This window comes from Anoxybacillus kestanbolensis, from assembly GCF_001996285.1.
Classification (GTDB): domain Bacteria; phylum Bacillota; class Bacilli; order Bacillales; family Anoxybacillaceae; genus Anoxybacillus; species Anoxybacillus kestanbolensis_A.
In genome coordinates this window covers 1-19,681 of sequence record NZ_MQAD01000019.1, presented here as the reverse complement: position 1 = coordinate 19,681, position 19,681 = coordinate 1, and the positions used below count along the sequence as shown (strand labels likewise).

The window sequence follows — 19,681 nt, the reverse complement described above, 5'->3', positions numbered from 1 at the left end:
ATTTTGGCCATTTTACCGATTGTGACATATCCTGCACCCATTTTAGAAACGGTTTGTCAACCAGTCACCGTATTTGACCGAAAGCTAATCAAGTTATTAAATGATATGTACGATACGATGCTTGCGGCCGATGGAGTTGGATTAGCTGCTCCACAAATTGGTGTCGATCAACAAATTGCCATTGTCGATATTGGCGATCGCCATGGGCGCATTGAATTAATTAATCCAATCATCGTTGCCCAAAACGGCGAGCAAATCGGTCCCGAAGGCTGTTTAAGTTTTCCGGGACTGTTTGGGGAAGTAAAACGTTTTCAATACGTGAAAGTACGTGCGCAAAATCGTCGCGGTCGCCCGTTTGAAATCGAAGCGACCGGCTTTTTAGCGCGTGCCTTACAACATGAGATTGACCATTTACATGGCATATTATTTACGTCAAAAGTGATTCGCTATTATGAAGAAGGGGAGTTCGAACAATGAACATTGTGTTTATGGGAACACCTGATTTTGCTGTTCCGATTTTAGAACAATTGATCAAAGACGGATATAACGTCGTTGGCGTCGTTACACAGCCAGATAAACCGAAAGGGCGAAAACAACAATTGACGCCACCACCTGTCAAAGTGGCAGCGGAATCGTACGGCATTCCGGTATTTCAACCAACGAAAATTCGCGAGAAAGAACAATACGAGCACGTCATCGCTCTACAGCCTGATTTAATTGTGACCGCTGCATTCGGACAAATTTTACCGAAACCGCTTCTTGACGCACCAACGTACGGTTGTATTAACGTGCATGCCTCGCTTTTGCCTGAGTTGCGTGGAGGGGCACCGATTCATTACGCCATTTTACAAGGAAAAGAAAAAACAGGTATTACCATTATGTATATGGTTGAAAAACTAGATGCAGGCGATATATTAACGCAAGTGGAAGTGCCAATCGATGAGCGCGATACCGTCGGAACATTGCACGACAAACTAAGCCAAGCAGGAGCACGACTACTTTCTGAGACGCTCCCAAAACTGCTTCGAGGCGACATTACACCAATCAAACAAAATGATGAACAAGCGACGTTTGCGTACAACATTAAACCAGAACAAGAGCGAATCGATTGGACAAAAACAGGAGAAGACATTTACAACCATATTCGCGGCATGAATCCGTGGCCTGTTGCCTATACGATGTATGGTGAGGAACGGTGGAAAATTTGGTGGGGAGAAAAAGTACCCGCTTCTTCACAAGCGAAACCTGGTACCATTGTCGCCGTTGAACAAGATGGCATCATCGTTGCGACAGGGAATGAAACGGCAATTAAAATTACGGAACTACAACCAGCTGGGAAACGGAAAATGAGCGCAACTGACTTTTTGCGCGGCACGACGATTTCCATCGGGACAGTATTAGGAGGAACGAATGAGTAACGTGCGAAATGTAGCATTAGATGTGCTAATCGATATTGAAAAAAAACGAGCATATAGCAATTTATCATTACATCATGTGATCGAAACGAACGAATTATCCGCCCAAGACGTTGCCCTTTTAACAGAATTAGTATACGGCACGATTCAGCGACGCGATACGCTTGATTACTATTTACAGCCGTTTATCAAAGGAAAAATCGAGCCGTGGGTGCACCTACTACTTCGCATGTCGCTTTATCAAATGGTATATTTAGATCGAATCCCTGATCGGGCGGTGTTATTTGAAGCAGTCGAAATTGCCAAGCGTCGTGGTCATCGTGGCATCGCTTCGCTCGTCAACGGCATATTACGTTCTGTTCAACGGCAAGGATTGCGCTCCTTGGACGACATAAAAGATGAGAGCGAACGGTTAGCCATCGCGACAAGTCATCCCGTATGGCTTGTGCGCCGATGGATCGAACAGTTTGGCTTCGATGAAACGAAACGGATGTGCGAAGTAAACAACTTCCCACCAGAACAAACAGCGCGAGTAAACGTGATGCGCGTAACCGTTGAAGAAGTTATCGATCGCCTAAAAGAAGAGGGAATAGAAGCTATCCCTTCTTCCATCGTTCCGATTGGCATTAAAATAACAAAAGGAAATGCCGCTAAAACGAGCGTGTTTCGCGAAGGGCTTATAACGATTCAAGATGAAAGTTCGATGCTTGTCGCTTATGCCCTTTCTCCAAACGAAACAGATGTCGTGTTAGACTGTTGTGCGGCTCCAGGCGGAAAAACGACGCATATCGCAGAGCGCATGAACAATCGCGGGCGCGTTGTCGCGTTAGATATTCACGATCATAAAGTAAAACTGATTGAACAGCAGGCGAAGCGACTCGGCTTGTCGAATATAGAAGCGAAACAGCTCGATAGCCGTCAAGCGCATACGCAATTTGCCACTGAAACGTTCGATCGCATATTAGTTGATGCCCCGTGTTCAGGGCTTGGTGTCATTCGTCGCAAACCGGAAATTAAATATGCGAAAAATGAAAAAGATATTACACAACTTGCGGACGTTCAACTCAATATTTTACGATCGGTTGCCCCGCTTTTAAAGCGTGGCGGAACGCTTGTATATAGCACATGTACCGTTGATCGCGAAGAAAATGAACAAGTCATCGCCCAGTTTTTAGCTGAACATCCCGAATATGATCGCGACGAAACACTTGCTTCGCGTCTACCATCGTCTGTTGCGTCATATGTAGATCGCGGCATGTTGCAATTGCTTCCTCATCACGTATATAGCGACGGATTTTTTATCGCAACATTGAAAAAGAAAGGTGACATCATATGAAACCATCCATTTACTCAATGCGTTTAGAAGATTTACAAAGTTGGGTGGAACAGCAAGGGGAAAAGCCGTTTCGCGCCACACAAATTTTTGAATGGCTATATAAAAAACGGGTGACGTCATTTGAAGACATGACGAATATTCCGAAAGCATTGCGCGAGCGGTTAGCTGAACATTTTGTCATTACAACGTTAAAAACGCTCGTACAGCAAACATCAAAAGACGGAACGATGAAATTTTTATTTGAGCTTCATGACGGTTATTCGATTGAAACGGTGCTTATGCGCCATGATTACGGAAATTCAATTTGTGTCACGACCCAAGTCGGCTGTCGCATTGGGTGTACGTTTTGCGCTTCGACATTAGGCGGATTAAAGCGCAATTTGCAAGCGGGTGAAATTGTCGCCCAAGTTGTCAAAGTGCAAAAGGCGCTCGATGAAACGAATGAACGTGTAAGCAGCATCGTTGTAATGGGAATAGGCGAACCGTTCGATAACTATGATGAGCTAATCAAGTTTTTAAAAATCGTCAACCACCCAAAAGGGTTGCATATCGGCGCGCGTCATATTACTGTATCGACAAGTGGTATCATCCCAAAAATTTACAAATTTGCCGATGAAAATATGCAAATTAATTTTGCGATTTCGCTTCATGCGCCAAATACAGAATTGCGCTCAAAACTAATGCCGATTAATCGAGCTTATAAATTGCCAGAACTCATGGAAGCGGTGCGCTACTACATTGAAAAAACGGGACGACGCGTCACATTTGAATACGGTTTATTTGGCGGTGTAAACGATCAAATTGAACATGCAGAAGAGCTTGCGGAGCTCATTAAAGGATTGAAATGCCATGTCAATTTAATTCCAGTCAACTACGTACCTGAACGCAACTACGTTCGTACACCGCGTGAACAAATTTTTGCGTTTGAGAAAATGTTAAAAAAACATGGCATTAATGTTACGATTCGTCGCGAGCAAGGACACGATATTGATGCTGCATGCGGACAGCTGCGCGCAAAAGAACGAAAAGAGGAGACGAAAGCGTAAGATGTAGCAACACCTATATGAAGGGAGGAAGCGATACTCTTGTGAGTGTCGTGCGTGTATGAAGGCGGTGTTTCAAACGGATGTCGGGAAAATTCGGTCACATAATGAAGATAATGGTGGAGTTTTTATTAATCAAGCGGGCAATTATTTAGCTGTTGTCGCTGACGGGATGGGGGGGCATCTCGCTGGCGACGTGGCGAGTGAAATGACGATGACGCAACTAAAACAATTTTGGGAAGAAACAGGCGAAATGACTTCGCCGCAACAGGCAGAAATGTGGTTAAAAGAACATGTTATGAAAGTAAACGAATCGCTTTTTCATCATTCGCAAACGAACGAGCATTGTCAAGGAATGGGTACGACCGTTGTTGCTGCTATTTGTACAAATCAGTTTGCGACAATTGGACACATCGGTGATAGCCGTTGTTATTTATTGAACGCAAACGGATTTCAACAAATGACCGAAGACCATTCCCTTGTGAATGAATTAGTGAAAAGTGGACAACTATCAAAAGAAGATGCAGAATACCATCCGCGTAAACATGTACTATTGCGTGCGCTCGGAACGGAACAGACGATTCAGTTAGATGTCAAAACGGTTACGATCGACGAAGGAGATATGTTGCTCCTTTGTTCTGATGGGCTTTCTAATAAAGTGACGGAACAGACGATGATCGACGTATTAACGTCCGACCGTTCGCTTGAGGAAAAAGCGCAAGCGCTTATCAACGTCGCAAACGAGCACGGCGGCGAAGATAATATTACGTTAGCGATCGTACAATTTGTAGATGTGGATGAAAGTAGGTGATCGCTCGTGCTCATCGGCAAACGATTAAACGGTCGCTATAAATTGTTGCAACTTATCGGCGGCGGTGGAATGGCGAACGTTTATTTAGCTAGAGATATCATTTTAGATCGCGACGTTGCCGTCAAAGTGTTACGCTTAGATTTTGTAAACGATGAATTATTTATTAAACGTTTTCGCCGCGAAGCACAAGCCGCAACAAGTTTAAATCATGAAAATATTGTCACGATTTACGATGTTGGGGAAGATGACGGCATTTATTATATGGTCATGGAATATGTGCGCGGCTGTACGTTAAAACAATATATTCAACAACATGCCCCGCTTCCTGTGCAAGAGGCGCTACGCATGATGGATCAACTAACAGGAGCAATTGCTCACGCGCATCAAAACGGTGTTATTCATCGTGATATTAAGCCGCAAAATATTTTAGTGGCAGAAGACGGAACATTGAAAATTACAGATTTCGGTATCGCTGTCGCGTTAAGTTCAACAACGATTACACAAACGAACTCGGTGTTAGGATCGGTTCATTATTTATCACCGGAACAAGCAAAAGGCGGAATGGCAACGGAAAAGTCGGATATTTATTCACTTGGTATCGTCATGTTTGAACTATTGACCGGTCAACTACCTTTTTCAGGTGAATCGGCTGTCGCGATTGTGTTAAAACATTTGCAAACGGAGACGCCATCTGTACGACGATGGAATCCGAATATTCCACAAAGCGTAGAAAACATTGTGCTAAAAGCAACGGCGAAAAATCCGTTGCATCGCTACAATAGCGCGTTAGATATGCGACAACATATTCGTACCGCTCTTTCACCTGAACGTATAAACGAAGCAAAATTCACGCTCCCTATCGAAGACGATGATGAGGAAACAAAAGTAGTGCCGATTATTAAATCACCTGCTCCATCGCTAGAAAAAAGGGAAAACGTGCCCGCTCCAAAAGAAAAAAGGTCAAAAAAATGGATCGCTTTATGGGCGCTGTTTCTTTTGTTGTTCATCGGGGCTGGAGTGAGTGCGGTCACATGGCTTCCTGATTTATTTTTCCCGAAAGATGTCACTGTACCGGATGTGACGAACAAACATTATGATGATGCGATCGCGGAACTGACATCATTAGGTTTAAAAATCGAAGAAACGATCGAACAAGAACATGATGACATCGCCGAAGGATTTGTTATCCGTACGAATCCACAAGCTGGAAAAGTCGTGAAAGCAGGAACGGCTGTCACCATTTATAAAAGTATCGGAAAGAAAAAAGTCGCGTTCAAAAATTATGTGGGTGAACAAATTGCTGATGTCGAACCGCAATTGCGTTCAGAAAAATATTTGCTTATCGATAAAAAAGAAGTATATAGTGATGAGCCAGCAGGGACGATTATTGAACAATTTCCGCTTCCGGGTGAAAAAGTTGTACCAGAAGAAACAGAAGTGCGTTTTACGGTAAGCCTTGGACGCGAAAAAATCATTTTAAAAGATTTAACAGGATATACGGAAAAGAGCGTACGTGACTACGCGGCAGATCAACAATTGTATGTCATCGTCAAACAACAATATTCCGATACGGTCGAAAAAGGGCTCGTTATTTCTCAAACGCCACAAGCGAATGCAAAACTAGAAAAAGGAGCAACCGTTACGGTTGTCATTTCCCTCGGAAAAGAGCCGGTACAAACAAAGAAAGTAATTCAAGACATCGACATTCCGTATGAACCGCCTGTTGATGTGAACGAACCAGTCATGGCAGAATTATATATTGAAGACGAAAATCATTCGTTCGCTCAACCGTACAAGCGATATCGTTTAACAAATGACGTGAAAGAACGTGTCGAATTTGTTATTCAACAAGGAAAACAAGGAAAATATCGCGTCGTCGTTAATGGCACGACGGTGCGCGAAGGCATTGTTCCATATCCAACAACACCGTAGAAGGAGGGAAGCCATGGCGGAAGGAAAAATTATTAAAGCGTTAAGCGGCTTTTATTACGTGTTAAGTGACGGGCAAGTGTATCAATGTCGTGGTCGTGGGGTGTTTCGCAAGCGAAAGGTGACGCCACTTGTTGGCGATTACGTTTCCTTTCAAGCAGAAAATGAACGAGAAGGTTACATATTAGACGTGTTTGAGCGGAAAAATGAACTTGTTCGCCCGCCGATCGCGAATATTGATCAAGCGATTTTAGTGTTTTCAGCCGTCGAGCCGGATTTTAGCCCAGGATTACTTGACCGCTTTCTCGTACTCATTGAAGCAAAAAACATTCGTCCGATTATCGTCGTCAGTAAAATGGATTTAGTCGACGATGAAACGAAGCCGCGCATCGAACAATATATTCGCGACTACCGTCAAATTGGATATGACGTGTTAGAAGTATCTGTCAAGACGCGTGCAGGAGTTGACGTGTTATTGCCTTACTTGGAAGGAAAAGTGTCCGTATTTGCTGGGCAATCTGGTGTCGGAAAATCGTCTTTACTCAATGCGTTACGTCCAGGCTTACAGCTAAAAACAGGCGACATTTCCCATCACCTTGGACGTGGAAAACATACGACAAGACATGTCGAGTTCATTGAAATCGGAGGCGGCTTTGTCGCAGATACACCAGGATTTAGTGCGCTAGAATTCGATGATATGGAACTCGAACAATTGCCGCTTTGTTTTCCGGAGTTTGTAGCTAGAAGTGCCGATTGTAAATTCCGTGGTTGTACGCATACAGCTGAGCCGAAATGTGCGGTGAAAGAGGCGTTAGCGTCGGGGGACATTCCTTCTTATCGTTATGAACATTACGTAAGCTTTATCGAGGAAATAAAAGAACGAAAGCCGAGGTATTAAACATGGTTAAAATTGCACCATCCATTTTATCTGCCAATTTTGCTAAACTTGGCGAAGAAATTATCGACGTAGAGCGCGGGGGAGCGGATTATATTCATGTTGATGTCATGGACGGGCATTTCGTCCCAAATATCACCATCGGACCGCTCATCGTCGAGGCGATTCGTCCTGTGACGACATTGCCGCTTGACGTTCATTTAATGATTGAACAACCCGATCGTTATATCCCGACATTTGCGAAAGCAGGAGCAGATTATTTGACGGTACATGTTGAAGCGTGTCCGCATTTACATCGCACGATCCATCTTATTAAAGAACATGGTGTGAAAGCAGGAGTAGCGTTAAATCCGCATACGCCGATTTCGATGATTGAACATGTGATTGAAGACCTCGACCTCGTTTTATTTATGACGGTCAACCCTGGTTTTGGCGGACAATCGTTTATTCCAGCAGTGCTTCCAAAAATTCACGCATTCTCAACACTCGTTCGTGAACGAGGGGTTTCTGTTGAAATCGAAGTCGACGGCGGCATTCACGCAGAAACGGCAAAGCTTTGCGTCGAAGCCGGTGCGAACGTGCTCGTTGCTGGATCAGCCATTTATAATCAAGCCGATCGTGCTAAAGCGATTCGCGCTATTCGTGAGGGTGTGTCATCTTGACACATCCTTCTTTCTTAGGAGGTGAGCCCATTGATTATTCATCTTGTAGCAGGCGGACCGACCAATCTTTTGCCACATTTACAAGCTTATGACGGAGAAGATGTATGTTGGGTAGGAGTAGATCGCGGCGTTTTAGCGTTGCTTGATGCGGGAATCATGCCAAAGCGAGCATTTGGCGATTTTGACTCAATTGATGAACAAGAGTTACAACAATTGAAAAACAAATTACCTCACATCGACATATGGCCAGCGGAAAAAGATCAAACCGACACAGACATTGCGCTCGATTGGGCGCTGGAACAAAAGGCAACGAAAATTCGTTTGTTTGGGGTGACCGGCGGACGACTTGACCATTTATTCGGGAACGTACAGCTTTTGTTTAAAGGAAAAGATGGACAAATTGAATTAATTGATCGCCAAAACGTCGTTACGCTTTATCGAAGCGGCGAACATACGGTTAAAAACGAGGGGAATTATTCGTATATTTCCTTTATCCCAATGACCCCGATTCGCGCTTTAACGCTTCGCGGATTTAAATATCCGCTTAATGCGCACGATATACCACTCGGCTCAACATTATGCGTAAGTAATGAACTCATCCATCATTTTGGTACTTTTTCGTTTACTGAAGGCATATTAATGATGATAAGAAGCAAGGATGAAAAATAAACGCTTCGAGGTACGATTTGTGCGGAGATGAATATAATGGTAGAAGAGTGTGCACAGTAGGGGAGGGAATCATGGTGAAATTTTATACGATTAAGTTACCAAAATTTTTAGGTGGAATTGTACGAGCGATGTTAAACTCGTTCAAAAAAGGATAAAAAGCACCAAATGATTGGTGCTTTTTTCTATTACACACGTTCTACTTTTCCGGATTTTAATGCGCGAGCAGAAACCCAAACGCGCTTTGGCTTTCCGTCAACTAAAATGCGAACTTTTTGAAGGTTCGCTTTCCATGTACGGCGGTTCGCATTCATTGCGTGAGAACGAGCGTTTCCGAATGATTTTTTCTTACCAGTTACAAAGCATTTTGCCATTTTGTTTCCCTCCTCACTTGCCAAACTACGTGCTCAAAACACTACTATAATTTATCATACATAAAAACGGATTGCAATACTTCCGATCAACTGTTTCAAGAAAATAACCTTGACATCTGTTTTCTGTTTCGGGTAAATATACTATGGGTAGGAGCTTTTAAAAATAAGCGGAGTATAGTACAATGGCGTTAGCTACCTAACAAGAAAGGGGACTTGAGCGATGTCCATTGAATTGCAAACGAAATACGGTCGTGTTGAAATTAGTAACGATGTGATTGCAGCGATTGCTGGAGGAGCCGCGGTCGATTGTTACGGCATTGTCGGCATGGCATCAAAAAATCAACTGAAAGACGGCATTGCTGAAATTTTACGTCGTGAAAATTTCGCCAAAGGCATTGTTGTACGCCAAGAGAACGATGAAGTGCACATTGATTTATACGTCATCGTCAGCTATGGAACAAAAATTTCTGAAGTGGCACATAACGTCCAAACGAAAGTGAAATATACGTTAGATCAAACGTTAGGTTTATCTGTTCAGTCAATTAACATCTATGTTCAAGGGGTTCGTGTCACGAATCCGTAGTGAGGAGGAACTAGTCTGTGGCAATGACAACATTAGATGGGAAACGCTTTGCACAAATGGTATTGCAAGGCGCGACACATTTAGCGAACAACGCAAAAACGGTAGACGCATTAAACGTTTTTCCCGTTCCGGATGGGGATACAGGAACGAATATGAATTTGTCGATGACGTCCGGTGCGAAAGAAGTAAAAAACCACGTATCTGATCATATCGGAAAAGTGGCGGGCGCATTAGCGAAAGGATTGCTAATGGGAGCGCGCGGCAACTCGGGCGTTATTTTATCACAACTATTTCGTGGATTTGCGAAAGCGATTGAACAAAAAAGTGAAATTAACAGCAAAGAGTTTGCGGCAGCGCTTGAAGCAGGTGTACAAACAGCATACAAAGCGGTCATGAAACCGGTTGAAGGCACGATTTTAACGGTTGCAAAAGACGCAGCAAAGCGCGCAGTAGCTGTGGCGAAAAAAGAAGCTGACATCGTCGTTGTAATGACGGAAGTATTAAAGGAGGCAAAAGCATCGCTGAAGCGCACCCCTGATTTACTTCCTGTATTAAAAGAAGTAGGTGTCGTCGACAGCGGCGGCCAAGGTCTCGTATTTGTGTACGAAGGGTTTTTAGCGGCATTAAAAGGCGAAACGATTGCAGAAACAGAAGCGTTATCGATGGAACAGCTCGTTCGTACCGAACATCACCGCAACGTGCAAAGCCATCTTAGCGCAGATGATATTGAATTTGGGTATTGTACGGAATTTATGGTGAAGTTTGAACAAGATAAAGTAGCGAAACATCCATTTCGTGAAGAGACGTTCCGTCAAGATTTGAGCCGCTTCGGCGATTCGCTACTTGTCATTGCAGATGATGAAGTAGTGAAAGTGCATATTCACGCAGAACAACCGGGCGAAGTACTCACATACGCGCAACGTTACGGAAGCTTAATTAATATTAAAATCGAAAATATGCGTGAACAGCATGCAAATATCGTCCATCAAGAGATGCAGCCGCCGAAAAAGCAAGAACGCATCCCGTACGGCATCGTTGCGGTAGCCATGGGCGATGGCATTGCTGAATTATTTAAAAGCATTGGTGCTCATGCGGTCATCGAAGGCGGACAAACGATGAATCCGAGCACAGAAGACATCGTAAAAGCAATTGAAGAAGTAAATGCCCAAACGGTATTTGTTTTGCCAAACAATAAAAACATCATTTTAGCAGCTCAACAAGCTGCGTCTGTCGCTTCATGTGATGTAGCCGTCATTCCATCAAAAACCGTTCCACAAGGAATGACTGCATTGCTTTCATTTAACCCTTCTGCGACAAAAGAAGAGAACGAGGAAGTAATGACAGAGGCACTTGCCCGTGTAAAAACAGGACAAGTAACGTTTGCTGTACGCGATACAAACATTGACGGCGTTGAAATTGAAAAAGACGATTATATGGGAATTGCCGATGGCAAAATTGTCGTATCTCATAAAGAACTTCATTCTGTCGTTGAGACGCTACTTACGCATATGATTGGCGAAGAAGATGAAATTGTAACAATTCTTTCTGGTGAAGATGCGACCGAAGAACAAACTGCGCACATCGTTCAATTTATTGAACAACAATTCCCGCATGTGGAAGTTGAAACACATCATGGCGGTCAGCCGTTATATCCGTTTATTTTTGCGATTGAATAAAACGCATGGTTGCTATTCACATACGATAAAAGAAGGGGAACGTTCCCCTTCTTTTTCATGAAGATAACAAAGGGGAGAACAAATATGAAATATCGGAGTGTGTTTGATATTATCGGTCCGATTATGATTGGTCCGTCGAGCTCGCATACGGCAGGAGCAGTACGCATCGGCAAAGTGGCACGCAACTTATTCGGCAGAAAACCAACGTGGGCGGATATTTTCTTTTACGGTTCATTTGCCCAAACGTATAAAGGACACGGAACAGATGTCGCCATCGTCGGCGGTTTATTAAATTTCGATACGTTTGATGAACGAATGAAAACATCGTTGCAAATCGCCAAACAAGAAGGGATTCGCATCACGTTTCATGAAGAGGAAGCCATTCCTCCTCACCCAAATACAGCAAAAATTCGCCTCGGCGATGAACAAGGTGAGCTTGAGCTTGTCGGCATTTCCATTGGCGGTGGGAAAATCGAAATTATTGAGCTAAACGGTTTCGAGCTGAAGCTTTCTGGTCATCATCCTGCCCTTTTAATTATGCATAATGACCGTTACGGTGCCATCGCAGGAGTAGCGAACGTGCTAGCGAAATATGCGATTAATATCGGCCATATGGAAGTATCGCGAAAAGAAAAAGGAAAACAGGCGTTAATGACGATCGAAGTCGATCAAAATATTGATGATGCGATCGTTGAGCAATTAAAAGCGTTACCACATATTATTGATGTAACAAAAATTGTTGAGTAAAGCGGTGCAAAGGGGAGACAACGATGTTTCGAAATGTAGCAGAACTCGTTGAACGAGCAGAACGAGAACAAATGAAAATTGCAGAAGTAATGATTCGTCAAGAGATGGAAGTGACAGAGCGCAGCCGAGAGGACATTATTGCGCAAATGGAGAAAAACTTACAAGTGATGGAGCAAGCCGTCATTCGCGGACTAGCGGGTGTTCGTTCGCATTCCGGATTGACAGGCGGCGATGCGACACGCTTACAGCAATATATTGCTCGTGGTCAGTTTTTATCGGGAGAAACGATTTTAGATGCCGTCAGTAAAGCGATGGCAACGAACGAAGTAAACGCAGCGATGGGAATGATTTGTGCAACACCAACAGCAGGATCAGCTGGTGTCGTTCCAGGCACATTATTTGCGGTTAAAGAAAAACTGCAGCCGACGCGTGAACAAATGGTTGAGTTTTTATTTACAGCTGGTGCGTTCGGATTTGTTGTCGCAAACAATGCATCCATTTCCGGTGCGGCAGGAGGTTGCCAAGCGGAAGTCGGTTCAGCGGCAGGTATGGCGGCGGCAGCGCTTGTCGAGATGGCTGGCGGTACGCCAAGACAAGCGGCAGAGGCGATGGCGATCGCTTTAAAAAATATGCTTGGACTCGTTTGTGACCCCGTTGCAGGGTTAGTGGAAGTACCGTGTGTCAAGCGAAATGCAATTGGAGCGGCAAATGCAATGATTGCTGCTGACATGGCGCTTGCTGGCATACAAAGTCGTATTCCGTGCGATGAAGTCATTGAAGCGATGTTCCGCATCGGCCAGACGATGCCAGTGGCATTAAAAGAAACAGCACAAGGAGGGTTAGCGGCGACGCCGACCGCTCGCAAATTCGAAGCGGATATTTTCGGTAAGCCAAACAACGAACGTGAGTGACGTATTACATCAATCAGTCACAGCGATTAAAGGAATTGGAGAAGAAACAGCCGCCGCGCTTCATGAAATGGGGATTGATACAATTGAACAACTGTTGTATCATTTCCCTTTTCGTTACGAAGATTATCGCATATGTGCATTAGAGGAAGCAAAGCACGATGAAAAAATTACGATCATTGGCAAAGTGTATAGTGAGCCTGTGCTTACGTATTATAGCCGCAAAAAGTCGCGCTTAACGTTTCGCGTCCTTGTTGACCGATTTTTAGTGACGGCTGTTTGTTTTAATCAACCGTATTTGAAAAAAAAGCTCACCCTGCACGAAACGGTGACGATCACAGGCAAGTGGGACAAACATCGTCAAACGATCACCGTACAGCAGCTGCATATCGGCGAAATGAAGCGACAAAAAGAAATCGAACCGGTCTATTCAACGCGTGGCGACTTAACAGTAAAAGGCATGCGGCGCTTTATTGCACTCGCTTTACAACAATACGGTGATGCGATTGTCGACCCGTTGCCGAGCGAGCTATTGCAAACATATCGCCTTATATCAAAACGCGATGCGATTCGGGCGATTCATATGCCGCTTTCGCACGAGCAACTAAAGCAAGCACGACGCCGTCTCGTTTACGAAGAGTTTTTACTTTTTCAATTAAAAATGCAAGCGTTAAAAAAATATCGTCGTGAACAGTCACCAGGTATTGCGCATCGCTTTTCAGATGGGCAACTTCAATCGTTTATTCAATCGCTTCCGTTTCCGCTAACGAATGCTCAGCAACGCGTTGTACGTGAAATTGTGCAAGATTTAAAATCGCCATATCGCATGAATCGCCTACTACAAGGAGATGTCGGTTCCGGAAAAACAGTCGTTGCAGCCGTTGCATTATATGCGGTGTATTTATCAGGGTATCAAGGGGCGTTAATGGTACCGACGGAAATTTTAGCCGAGCAACATGCTGAATCACTTTGTACGCTTCTTGCGCCGATGGGTATTCGTGTCGAACTGTTGACAAGTTCGGTAAAAGGAAAAAGGCGCAAACAGCTACTTGAACAGCTCGCTTTAGGTGACGTTCATGTTGTTGTCGGCACGCATGCCCTTATTCAAGACGACGTGAATTTTGCGAAACTTGGCGTTGTCATCACAGATGAGCAACATCGCTTTGGTGTCGAACAAAGGCGTATTTTACGTGAAAAAGGACAATCGCCTGATGTGCTATTTATGACGGCTACTCCGATTCCGCGTACGCTTGCCATTACGGCATTTGGAGAAATGGACGTGTCCATCATTGATGAAATGCCAAAAGGAAGGAAAAAAATTGAAACGTATTGGGTGAAACACGATATGCTTGAGCGTGTATTTCAATTTATGGCGAAACAAGTGGATGCAGGTCATCAAGCGTACGTCATTTGTCCGCTTATTGAGGAATCGGAAAAACTGGATGTCCAAAACGCAATCGACGTGCATGCGATGTTGACGCACTACTATAAAGGGCGGTATCGCATCGGGCTTATGCACGGCCGTCTATCTTCAGAAGAAAAAGAAGAAGTGATGCGTGCATTTAGCGCCAATGACATTCATATTTTAGTATCAACAACGGTCGTAGAAGTCGGTGTAAACGTTCCGAACGCAACCGTGATGGTCATTTACGATGCCGACCGCTTTGGTCTTTCGCAACTTCATCAGCTACGTGGGCGTGTTGGGCGCGGACAAGCCCAATCGTACTGTATTTTAGTCGCTGATCCAAAATCAGAAGCAGGAAAAGAGCGAATGCGCATTATGACGGAAACGAACGACGGTTTTGTGCTATCAGAAAAAGATTTAGAGCTGCGCGGACCCGGTGATTTTTTTGGGACGAAACAAAGCGGCATGCCAGAGTTTCGTCTCGGTGATCTTGTTCACGATTATCGCATTTTAGAAGTGGCGCGACAAGATGCGGAACGCCTCATTGCCTCGCCTTCGTTTTGGCGCGAAGAAAAATACGCTTTTCTTCGCGAACATTTACAACAATCGGGCGTTTTAAACGGCGAAAAATTAGATTAAAAGTTGTTGAAATGTTACTCTCGGTGTTATATACTACTATTAGTACCTAGTAATAATTCGGATGGTGGATCGAAAATGAGAAGAAATAAACGCGAACGGCAACGATTACTGCAAGCAACGATCGAAGAAAATCCTTTTATTACGGACGAACAACTTGCCGAAAAATTTTCAGTCAGCATTCAAACGATCCGCCTCGATCGCTTAGAACTATCGATTCCGGAGTTGCGTGAGCGCATTAAACATGTTGCTGAGCGCACATTTGCTGACGAAGTGAAGTCGTTGCCCATTGAAGAAGTAATTGGAGAAATCATCGATATACAGTTAGATGAAAGTGCAATTTCCATTTTTGATGTAAAAAAAGAACACGTGTTTAAACGCAATCAAATTGCACGAGGACATCATTTGTTTGCGCAAGCAAATTCGCTTGCGGTAGCAGTCATTAACGATGAACTCGCATTAACGGCAAAGGCAAACATTCGCTTTATGCGTCCTGTCAAAGAAGGCGAGCGTGTCGTCGCCAAAGCGAAAGTGAAAAATTTAAATGAAAATGGACGAACAGTCGTCGAAGTCAATAGCTACGTAGGACAAGAACTTGTCTTTCAAGGAGAATTTCATATGTACCGTTCAAACGTTGTAAAAAAGGATGGAGAAGAAAAATGAAAATCGCAATAGATGCCATGGGAGGCGATCACGCACCAAAAGAAGTCGTGATCGGTGCACAAAAGGCGATTGAGCATTTTCAAGATATCGAAATTACGCTCGTTGGGAATGAAACGCTCATTCGCCCATACATAACAAATGATGAACGACTCTCCATTATTCATACCGAACAAGTTATTGAAGCAACAGATGAGCCTGTCCGTGCTGTTCGCCGCAAAAAAGAGGCGTCCATGGTATTAATGGCAAACGAAGTAAGCGAAGGACGTGCCCATGCATGCATTTCCGCAGGCAATACAGGCGCTTTAATGGCAGCAGGGCTGTTTATCGTCGGTCGCATCGACGGCATTGATCGTCCTGCGCTTGCTCCGACGTTGCCAACGATTGATGGAAAAGGATTTGTGTTGTTGGACGTTGGCGCAAACGTTGATGCTCGCCCAGAACATATATTGCAATATGCGCTTATGGGCGCGGCATATGCCGAAAAAGTGCGCGGTATTCATCGTCCACGCATTGGTTTATTAAACGTTGGAACAGAAGATCAAAAAGGAAATGAACTAGCGAAAAAAGCGTTTCAGCTTATCCAACATACATCGTTAAACTTTGTAGGCAACGTAGAGGCGCGCGATTTATTAGAAGGCGTAGCTGATGTCGTTGTTACGGACGGATTCACCGGCAACGTCGCACTAAAAACGATCGAAGGCACGGCAATCGCTGTTTTCTCGATGTTAAAATCGGCATTGACAAGCAATGTTGTAAGCAAAATGGCGGCGCTTGCGTTAAAGCCACAACTTATGCAGTTGAAGAAAAAAATGGATTATGCAGAATATGGCGGTGCAGCACTGTTCGGTTTACGAGCACCTGTCATTAAAGCGCACGGTTCATCGGATGCGCACGCCATTTTTCATGCGGTGCGCCAAGCGCGTGAAATGGTCGTAAACGACGTTATACAGACGGTGAAACAATCGATAGCGGAAATAAAATAAATAAGAGGTGACATGATGGGGAAAATCGCATTTATTTTTCCAGGACAAGGTTCACAAACGGTTGGTATGGGAAAAGAGTGGGCGGAAAAAGATGAAAAAGTAGCAGCTGTTTTTCGCCAAGCGGATGAACGATTGCAAGTTTCTTTGTCACAACTTATTTTTGAAGGACCACAAGATGTATTAACAAAAACAGAAAATGCCCAACCAGCATTACTCACGACAAGCATCGCGTTTTTGCAAAAAGTAAAAGAAGCAGGTATTGCTCCGCATTATGTGGCAGGACATAGCCTCGGGGAATATAGTGCACTTGTTGCAGCATCGGTGCTGTCGTTTTCTGACGCTGTATATGCGGTGCGTAAGCGCGGAGAATTTATGGAAAAAGCAGTGCCATCAGGACAAGGAACGATGGCTGCGGTGCTTGGGATGGATGAAGCTTTATTGCAACAAGTAGTCGATGAAGCTTCAACGGAATCATCTCCGGTTCAATTAGCGAACTTAAACTGTCCGGGACAAATTGTCATTTCAGGGGCGAAAGAAGCGGTTGAGCGAGCGTCACAACTGGCAAAAGAAAAAGGAGCGAAGCGAGTCATTCCGCTCGAAGTAAGCGGGCCGTTCCACTCCCTTTTAATGAAACCGGCGGCAGAGCAGTTTTTATCGGTACTTGATACGTTGGCGTTTCAAGAAAGCGCTGTGCCAGTCATTTCAAATGTAACAGCTGAGCCGATGACAAATCCAACAGAAATCAAACAACGTCTCGTTGAACAGTTATACTCTCCAGTTCGTTGGGAGCAATCTGTTCAAACGATGATTGATTTGGGTGTAGATACGTTTATCGAAATCGGTCCTGGAAAAGTATTAAGCGGTCTAGTAAAAAAAATAAACCGTCATGTCAACGTCTATTCGATTTTTGATGAAGCATCGTTCACAGCGACGGTAGCTGCGGTGAAAGGGGAATGAAAATGGAAGGGAAAGTAGCGATTGTTACAGGGGCGTCGCGAGGTATCGGGCGCGAAATCGCTTTACATTTAGCTCGTCTTGGTGCAAAAGTAGCGGTCAATTATGCAGGAAGTGAAGCGAAAGCAAATGAAGTTGTCGCTCAAATTGTTGAGCATGGTGGCGAAGCGTTTGCTGTACAAGCGGACGTCGCAAATAACGAGGCAGTCGAACGCATGGTGAAAGAAGTGCTTGAGCGCTGGGGTCGCGTTGATATTTTAGTGAACAACGCAGGCATTACGCGCGACAACTTGCTTATGCGCATGAAAGAAGAAGAATGGGATGCGGTCATTAATACGAACTTAAAAGGCGTCTTTTTATGTACAAAAGCCGTCACACGCCCAATGATGAAACAGCGATACGGTCGAATTGTGAACGTAGCGTCCATTGTCGGTGTAAGCGGCAACCCAGGGCAAGCAAACTATGTCGCAGCGAAAGCAGGTGTGATCGGACTGACGAAAACAGCAGCAAAAGAACTCGCGAGTCGAAACATTACCGTCAATGCCGTTGCGCCTGGATTTATTACGACAGATATGACCGATCAACTAAGCGAAGATGTGCGCCAAGCGATGTTGCAGCAAATCCCCCTCGCTCGTTTCGGTAACCCAGAAGATATTGCACATGTCGTCGCGTTTCTCGTCTCAGACGGGGCAAGCTATATAACAGGACAAACAATTCACGTCGACGGCGGTATGGTGATGTAAAAATTCGTTTTATTTTCTGATATAATTCATTATAATAGCTTGAGGGGAGGTGAATAAAATGGCAGACGTATTAGAGCGTGTAACGAAAATTATCGTTGATCGCCTTGGGGTTGAGGAGTCACAAGTGACACTCGAGTCTTCATTCAAAGAAGATTTAGGAGCAGACTCACTTGATGTTGTTGAACTTGTTATGGAATTGGAAGATGAGTTTGATATGGAAATTTCAGATGAAGAGGCGGAAAAAATCGTGACTGTAGGCGATGCAGTTAACTACATAAAGAGCCGTCTATCATAATAAGCAAAGTCCCGTTTTATAAGCGGGGCTTTCTATGCTTTTTACGTTTATAGTTGGGGGTTCATATGCATGTCAAAGCAACGACCGTACGTGAAATTTAAACAATTTCAAGAACAAATAGGTATTTTTTTTCGTAATGAAAAACTACTCATTCAAGCATTTACCCATTCATCATATGTGAATGAGCATCGCAAGCGGCTGCATGAAGACAATGAGCGTCTTGAATTTTTAGGGGATGCTGTCTTAGAATTGACCGTTTCACAATATTTATTTGAACAGTTTCCACAAATGAGCGAAGGGGAATTAACAAAAATGCGGGCAGCGATCGTCTGTGAACCGTCGCTTGTTACGTTTGCCCATGCATTGTCGTTTGGCGATCTCGTGTTGCTCGGTAAAGGGGAAGAACTAACGGGTGGTCGCATGCGTCCGTCGTTGTTAGCCGACGTATTTGAAGCTTTTATCGGAGCGCTTTATTTAGATCAAGGTATGGAGACGGTCGTGCAATTTTTAGGGAAAACGATTTTCCCAAAAATCCGCGAAGGTGCTTTTTCTCATGTGATGGATTACAAAAGTCAACTACAAGAATTTGTACAACGTGATGGAAGTGGAGTATTAGAATATAAAATTTTACAAGAACGAGGTCCTGCTCATAATAAAGAGTTCGTATCGCGCGTATCGTTAAATGGCGAGGAGCTCGGTGTTGGAGTTGGGCGCTCGAAAAAAGAGGCAGAGCAGCGCGCCGCGCAAATGGCATTAGCTAAGCTAAAACAATTACAACAAGGCTGATCCGGTGCGAAAGGACAGCCTTGCTTGTTGTGACATCTTTTAGATAAAGGGGGCTTTTGACTGTTCATGATAAATGTATAAATATTTATAAAAATTTTATAAAAATCTGATGATCATTTTATGTGAAAAAAGTCAAAAAGGGGCTGGGAGAAGATGATTCGCACGTACAAA

22 protein-coding genes are annotated in these 19,681 nt (G+C 44.1%); 21 read left to right on the top strand and 1 reads right to left on the bottom strand.

Going from position 1 to position 19,681, the window contains the following annotated elements:
• Positions 1 to 3 precede the first annotated feature (3 nt).
• From def to spoVM, 10 genes are all read left to right on the top strand, one after another.
• Positions 4 to 477, top strand: a complete 474-nt coding sequence (def, locus tag BO219_RS10300; RefSeq protein WP_004891139.1) for a peptide deformylase — start codon at positions 4 to 6, stop codon at positions 475 to 477.
• Positions 474 to 1,418: a methionyl-tRNA formyltransferase gene (gene fmt / locus BO219_RS10295; protein ID WP_077429464.1), complete on the top strand. Its 945-nt coding sequence runs from the start codon at positions 474 to 476 to the stop codon at positions 1,416 to 1,418. Before def ends, fmt begins: the two co-directional genes overlap by 4 nt.
• A complete protein-coding gene (gene rsmB / locus BO219_RS10290) occupies positions 1,411 to 2,751 on the top strand; it encodes a 16S rRNA (cytosine(967)-C(5))-methyltransferase RsmB (RefSeq protein WP_077429463.1) in 1,341 nt (446 codons plus the stop codon). The genes fmt and rsmB overlap by 8 nt, the downstream gene beginning before the upstream one ends.
• Entirely contained in the window at positions 2,748 to 3,797 is a 1,050-nt protein-coding gene (rlmN, locus tag BO219_RS10285) for a dual-specificity RNA methyltransferase RlmN (protein ID WP_077429462.1), read from the top strand. Before rsmB ends, rlmN begins: the two co-directional genes overlap by 4 nt.
• A 58-nt stretch (positions 3,798 to 3,855) precedes the next feature.
• Positions 3,856 to 4,605 carry a Stp1/IreP family PP2C-type Ser/Thr phosphatase gene (locus tag BO219_RS10280; protein WP_006323129.1) on the top strand — a complete coding sequence of 250 codons (750 nt, stop codon included), beginning with the start codon at positions 3,856 to 3,858 and terminating at the stop codon, positions 4,603 to 4,605.
• A 6-nt stretch (positions 4,606 to 4,611) separates the two neighbouring features.
• Positions 4,612 to 6,537, top strand: coding sequence for a Stk1 family PASTA domain-containing Ser/Thr kinase (gene pknB / locus BO219_RS10275; protein ID WP_077429461.1), 1,926 nt, complete (start codon positions 4,612 to 4,614; stop codon positions 6,535 to 6,537).
• Positions 6,538 to 6,550: 13 nt separating this feature from the next.
• A complete protein-coding gene (rsgA, locus tag BO219_RS10270) occupies positions 6,551 to 7,432 on the top strand; it encodes a ribosome small subunit-dependent GTPase A (RefSeq protein ID WP_077429460.1) in 882 nt (293 codons plus the stop codon).
• 2 nt (positions 7,433 to 7,434) lie between these two features.
• Positions 7,435 to 8,091: a ribulose-phosphate 3-epimerase gene (gene rpe, locus BO219_RS10265; protein ID WP_077429459.1), complete on the top strand. Its 657-nt coding sequence runs from the start codon at positions 7,435 to 7,437 to the stop codon at positions 8,089 to 8,091.
• 30 nt (positions 8,092 to 8,121) lie between these two features.
• On the top strand, positions 8,122 to 8,760 hold the full coding sequence (locus BO219_RS10260; RefSeq protein ID WP_006323123.1) for a thiamine diphosphokinase: 639 nt from the start codon (positions 8,122 to 8,124) through the stop codon (positions 8,758 to 8,760).
• Between the two features lie 74 nt (positions 8,761 to 8,834).
• Complete coding sequence (gene spoVM / locus BO219_RS10255; RefSeq protein WP_003394991.1) at positions 8,835 to 8,915, top strand: stage V sporulation protein SpoVM; 81 nt, start codon at positions 8,835 to 8,837, stop codon at positions 8,913 to 8,915.
• Positions 8,916 to 8,945: 30 nt separating this feature from the next.
• Here spoVM and rpmB read toward each other — a convergent pair whose 3' ends face one another.
• The gene (gene rpmB / locus BO219_RS10250; protein WP_021094248.1) at positions 8,946 to 9,131 is read right to left on the bottom strand and encodes a 50S ribosomal protein L28; all 186 of its coding nucleotides are present in this window, start codon (positions 9,129 to 9,131) and stop codon (positions 8,946 to 8,948) included.
• A 220-nt stretch (positions 9,132 to 9,351) separates the two neighbouring features.
• Here rpmB and BO219_RS10245 point away from each other — a divergent pair, with 220 nt between their 5' ends.
• The 11 genes from BO219_RS10245 to rnc all read left to right on the top strand — a co-directional run bounded on the left by BO219_RS10245 (position 9,352) and on the right by rnc (position 19,510).
• Positions 9,352 to 9,714 carry an Asp23/Gls24 family envelope stress response protein gene (locus BO219_RS10245; protein ID WP_006323120.1) on the top strand — a complete coding sequence of 121 codons (363 nt, stop codon included), beginning with the start codon at positions 9,352 to 9,354 and terminating at the stop codon, positions 9,712 to 9,714.
• 17 nt (positions 9,715 to 9,731) lie between these two features.
• Positions 9,732 to 11,390, top strand: a complete 1,659-nt coding sequence (locus BO219_RS10240; RefSeq protein WP_077429458.1) for a DAK2 domain-containing protein — start codon at positions 9,732 to 9,734, stop codon at positions 11,388 to 11,390.
• 84 nt (positions 11,391 to 11,474) lie between these two features.
• Complete coding sequence (gene sdaAB / locus BO219_RS10235) at positions 11,475 to 12,137, top strand: L-serine ammonia-lyase, iron-sulfur-dependent subunit beta (protein WP_006323118.1); 663 nt, start codon at positions 11,475 to 11,477, stop codon at positions 12,135 to 12,137.
• 23 nt (positions 12,138 to 12,160) lie between these two features.
• Positions 12,161 to 13,048: an L-serine ammonia-lyase, iron-sulfur-dependent, subunit alpha gene (gene sdaAA, locus BO219_RS10230; protein ID WP_006323117.1), complete on the top strand. Its 888-nt coding sequence runs from the start codon at positions 12,161 to 12,163 to the stop codon at positions 13,046 to 13,048.
• Positions 13,041 to 15,089: an ATP-dependent DNA helicase RecG gene (gene recG / locus BO219_RS10225; protein ID WP_077429457.1), complete on the top strand. Its 2,049-nt coding sequence runs from the start codon at positions 13,041 to 13,043 to the stop codon at positions 15,087 to 15,089. The genes sdaAA and recG overlap by 8 nt, the downstream gene beginning before the upstream one ends.
• 75 nt (positions 15,090 to 15,164) lie before the next feature.
• On the top strand, positions 15,165 to 15,749 hold the full coding sequence (fapR, locus tag BO219_RS10220) for a transcription factor FapR (RefSeq protein WP_006323114.1): 585 nt from the start codon (positions 15,165 to 15,167) through the stop codon (positions 15,747 to 15,749).
• Positions 15,746 to 16,732, top strand: a complete 987-nt coding sequence (gene plsX / locus BO219_RS10215; RefSeq protein ID WP_077429456.1) for a phosphate acyltransferase PlsX — start codon at positions 15,746 to 15,748, stop codon at positions 16,730 to 16,732. The genes fapR and plsX overlap by 4 nt, the downstream gene beginning before the upstream one ends.
• Positions 16,733 to 16,747: 15 nt before the next feature.
• Positions 16,748 to 17,689: an ACP S-malonyltransferase gene (gene fabD / locus BO219_RS10210; RefSeq protein WP_077429455.1), complete on the top strand. Its 942-nt coding sequence runs from the start codon at positions 16,748 to 16,750 to the stop codon at positions 17,687 to 17,689.
• On the top strand, positions 17,686 to 18,429 hold the full coding sequence (fabG, locus tag BO219_RS10205) for a 3-oxoacyl-[acyl-carrier-protein] reductase (protein WP_006323105.1): 744 nt from the start codon (positions 17,686 to 17,688) through the stop codon (positions 18,427 to 18,429). Before fabD ends, fabG begins: the two co-directional genes overlap by 4 nt.
• 58 nt (positions 18,430 to 18,487) lie before the next feature.
• Entirely contained in the window at positions 18,488 to 18,724 is a 237-nt protein-coding gene (gene acpP / locus BO219_RS10200; protein ID WP_003394967.1) for an acyl carrier protein, read from the top strand.
• Positions 18,725 to 18,793: 69 nt separating this feature from the next.
• Positions 18,794 to 19,510, top strand: a complete 717-nt coding sequence (gene rnc / locus BO219_RS10195) for a ribonuclease III (RefSeq protein WP_006323103.1) — start codon at positions 18,794 to 18,796, stop codon at positions 19,508 to 19,510.
• Positions 19,511 to 19,681 lie beyond the last annotated feature (171 nt).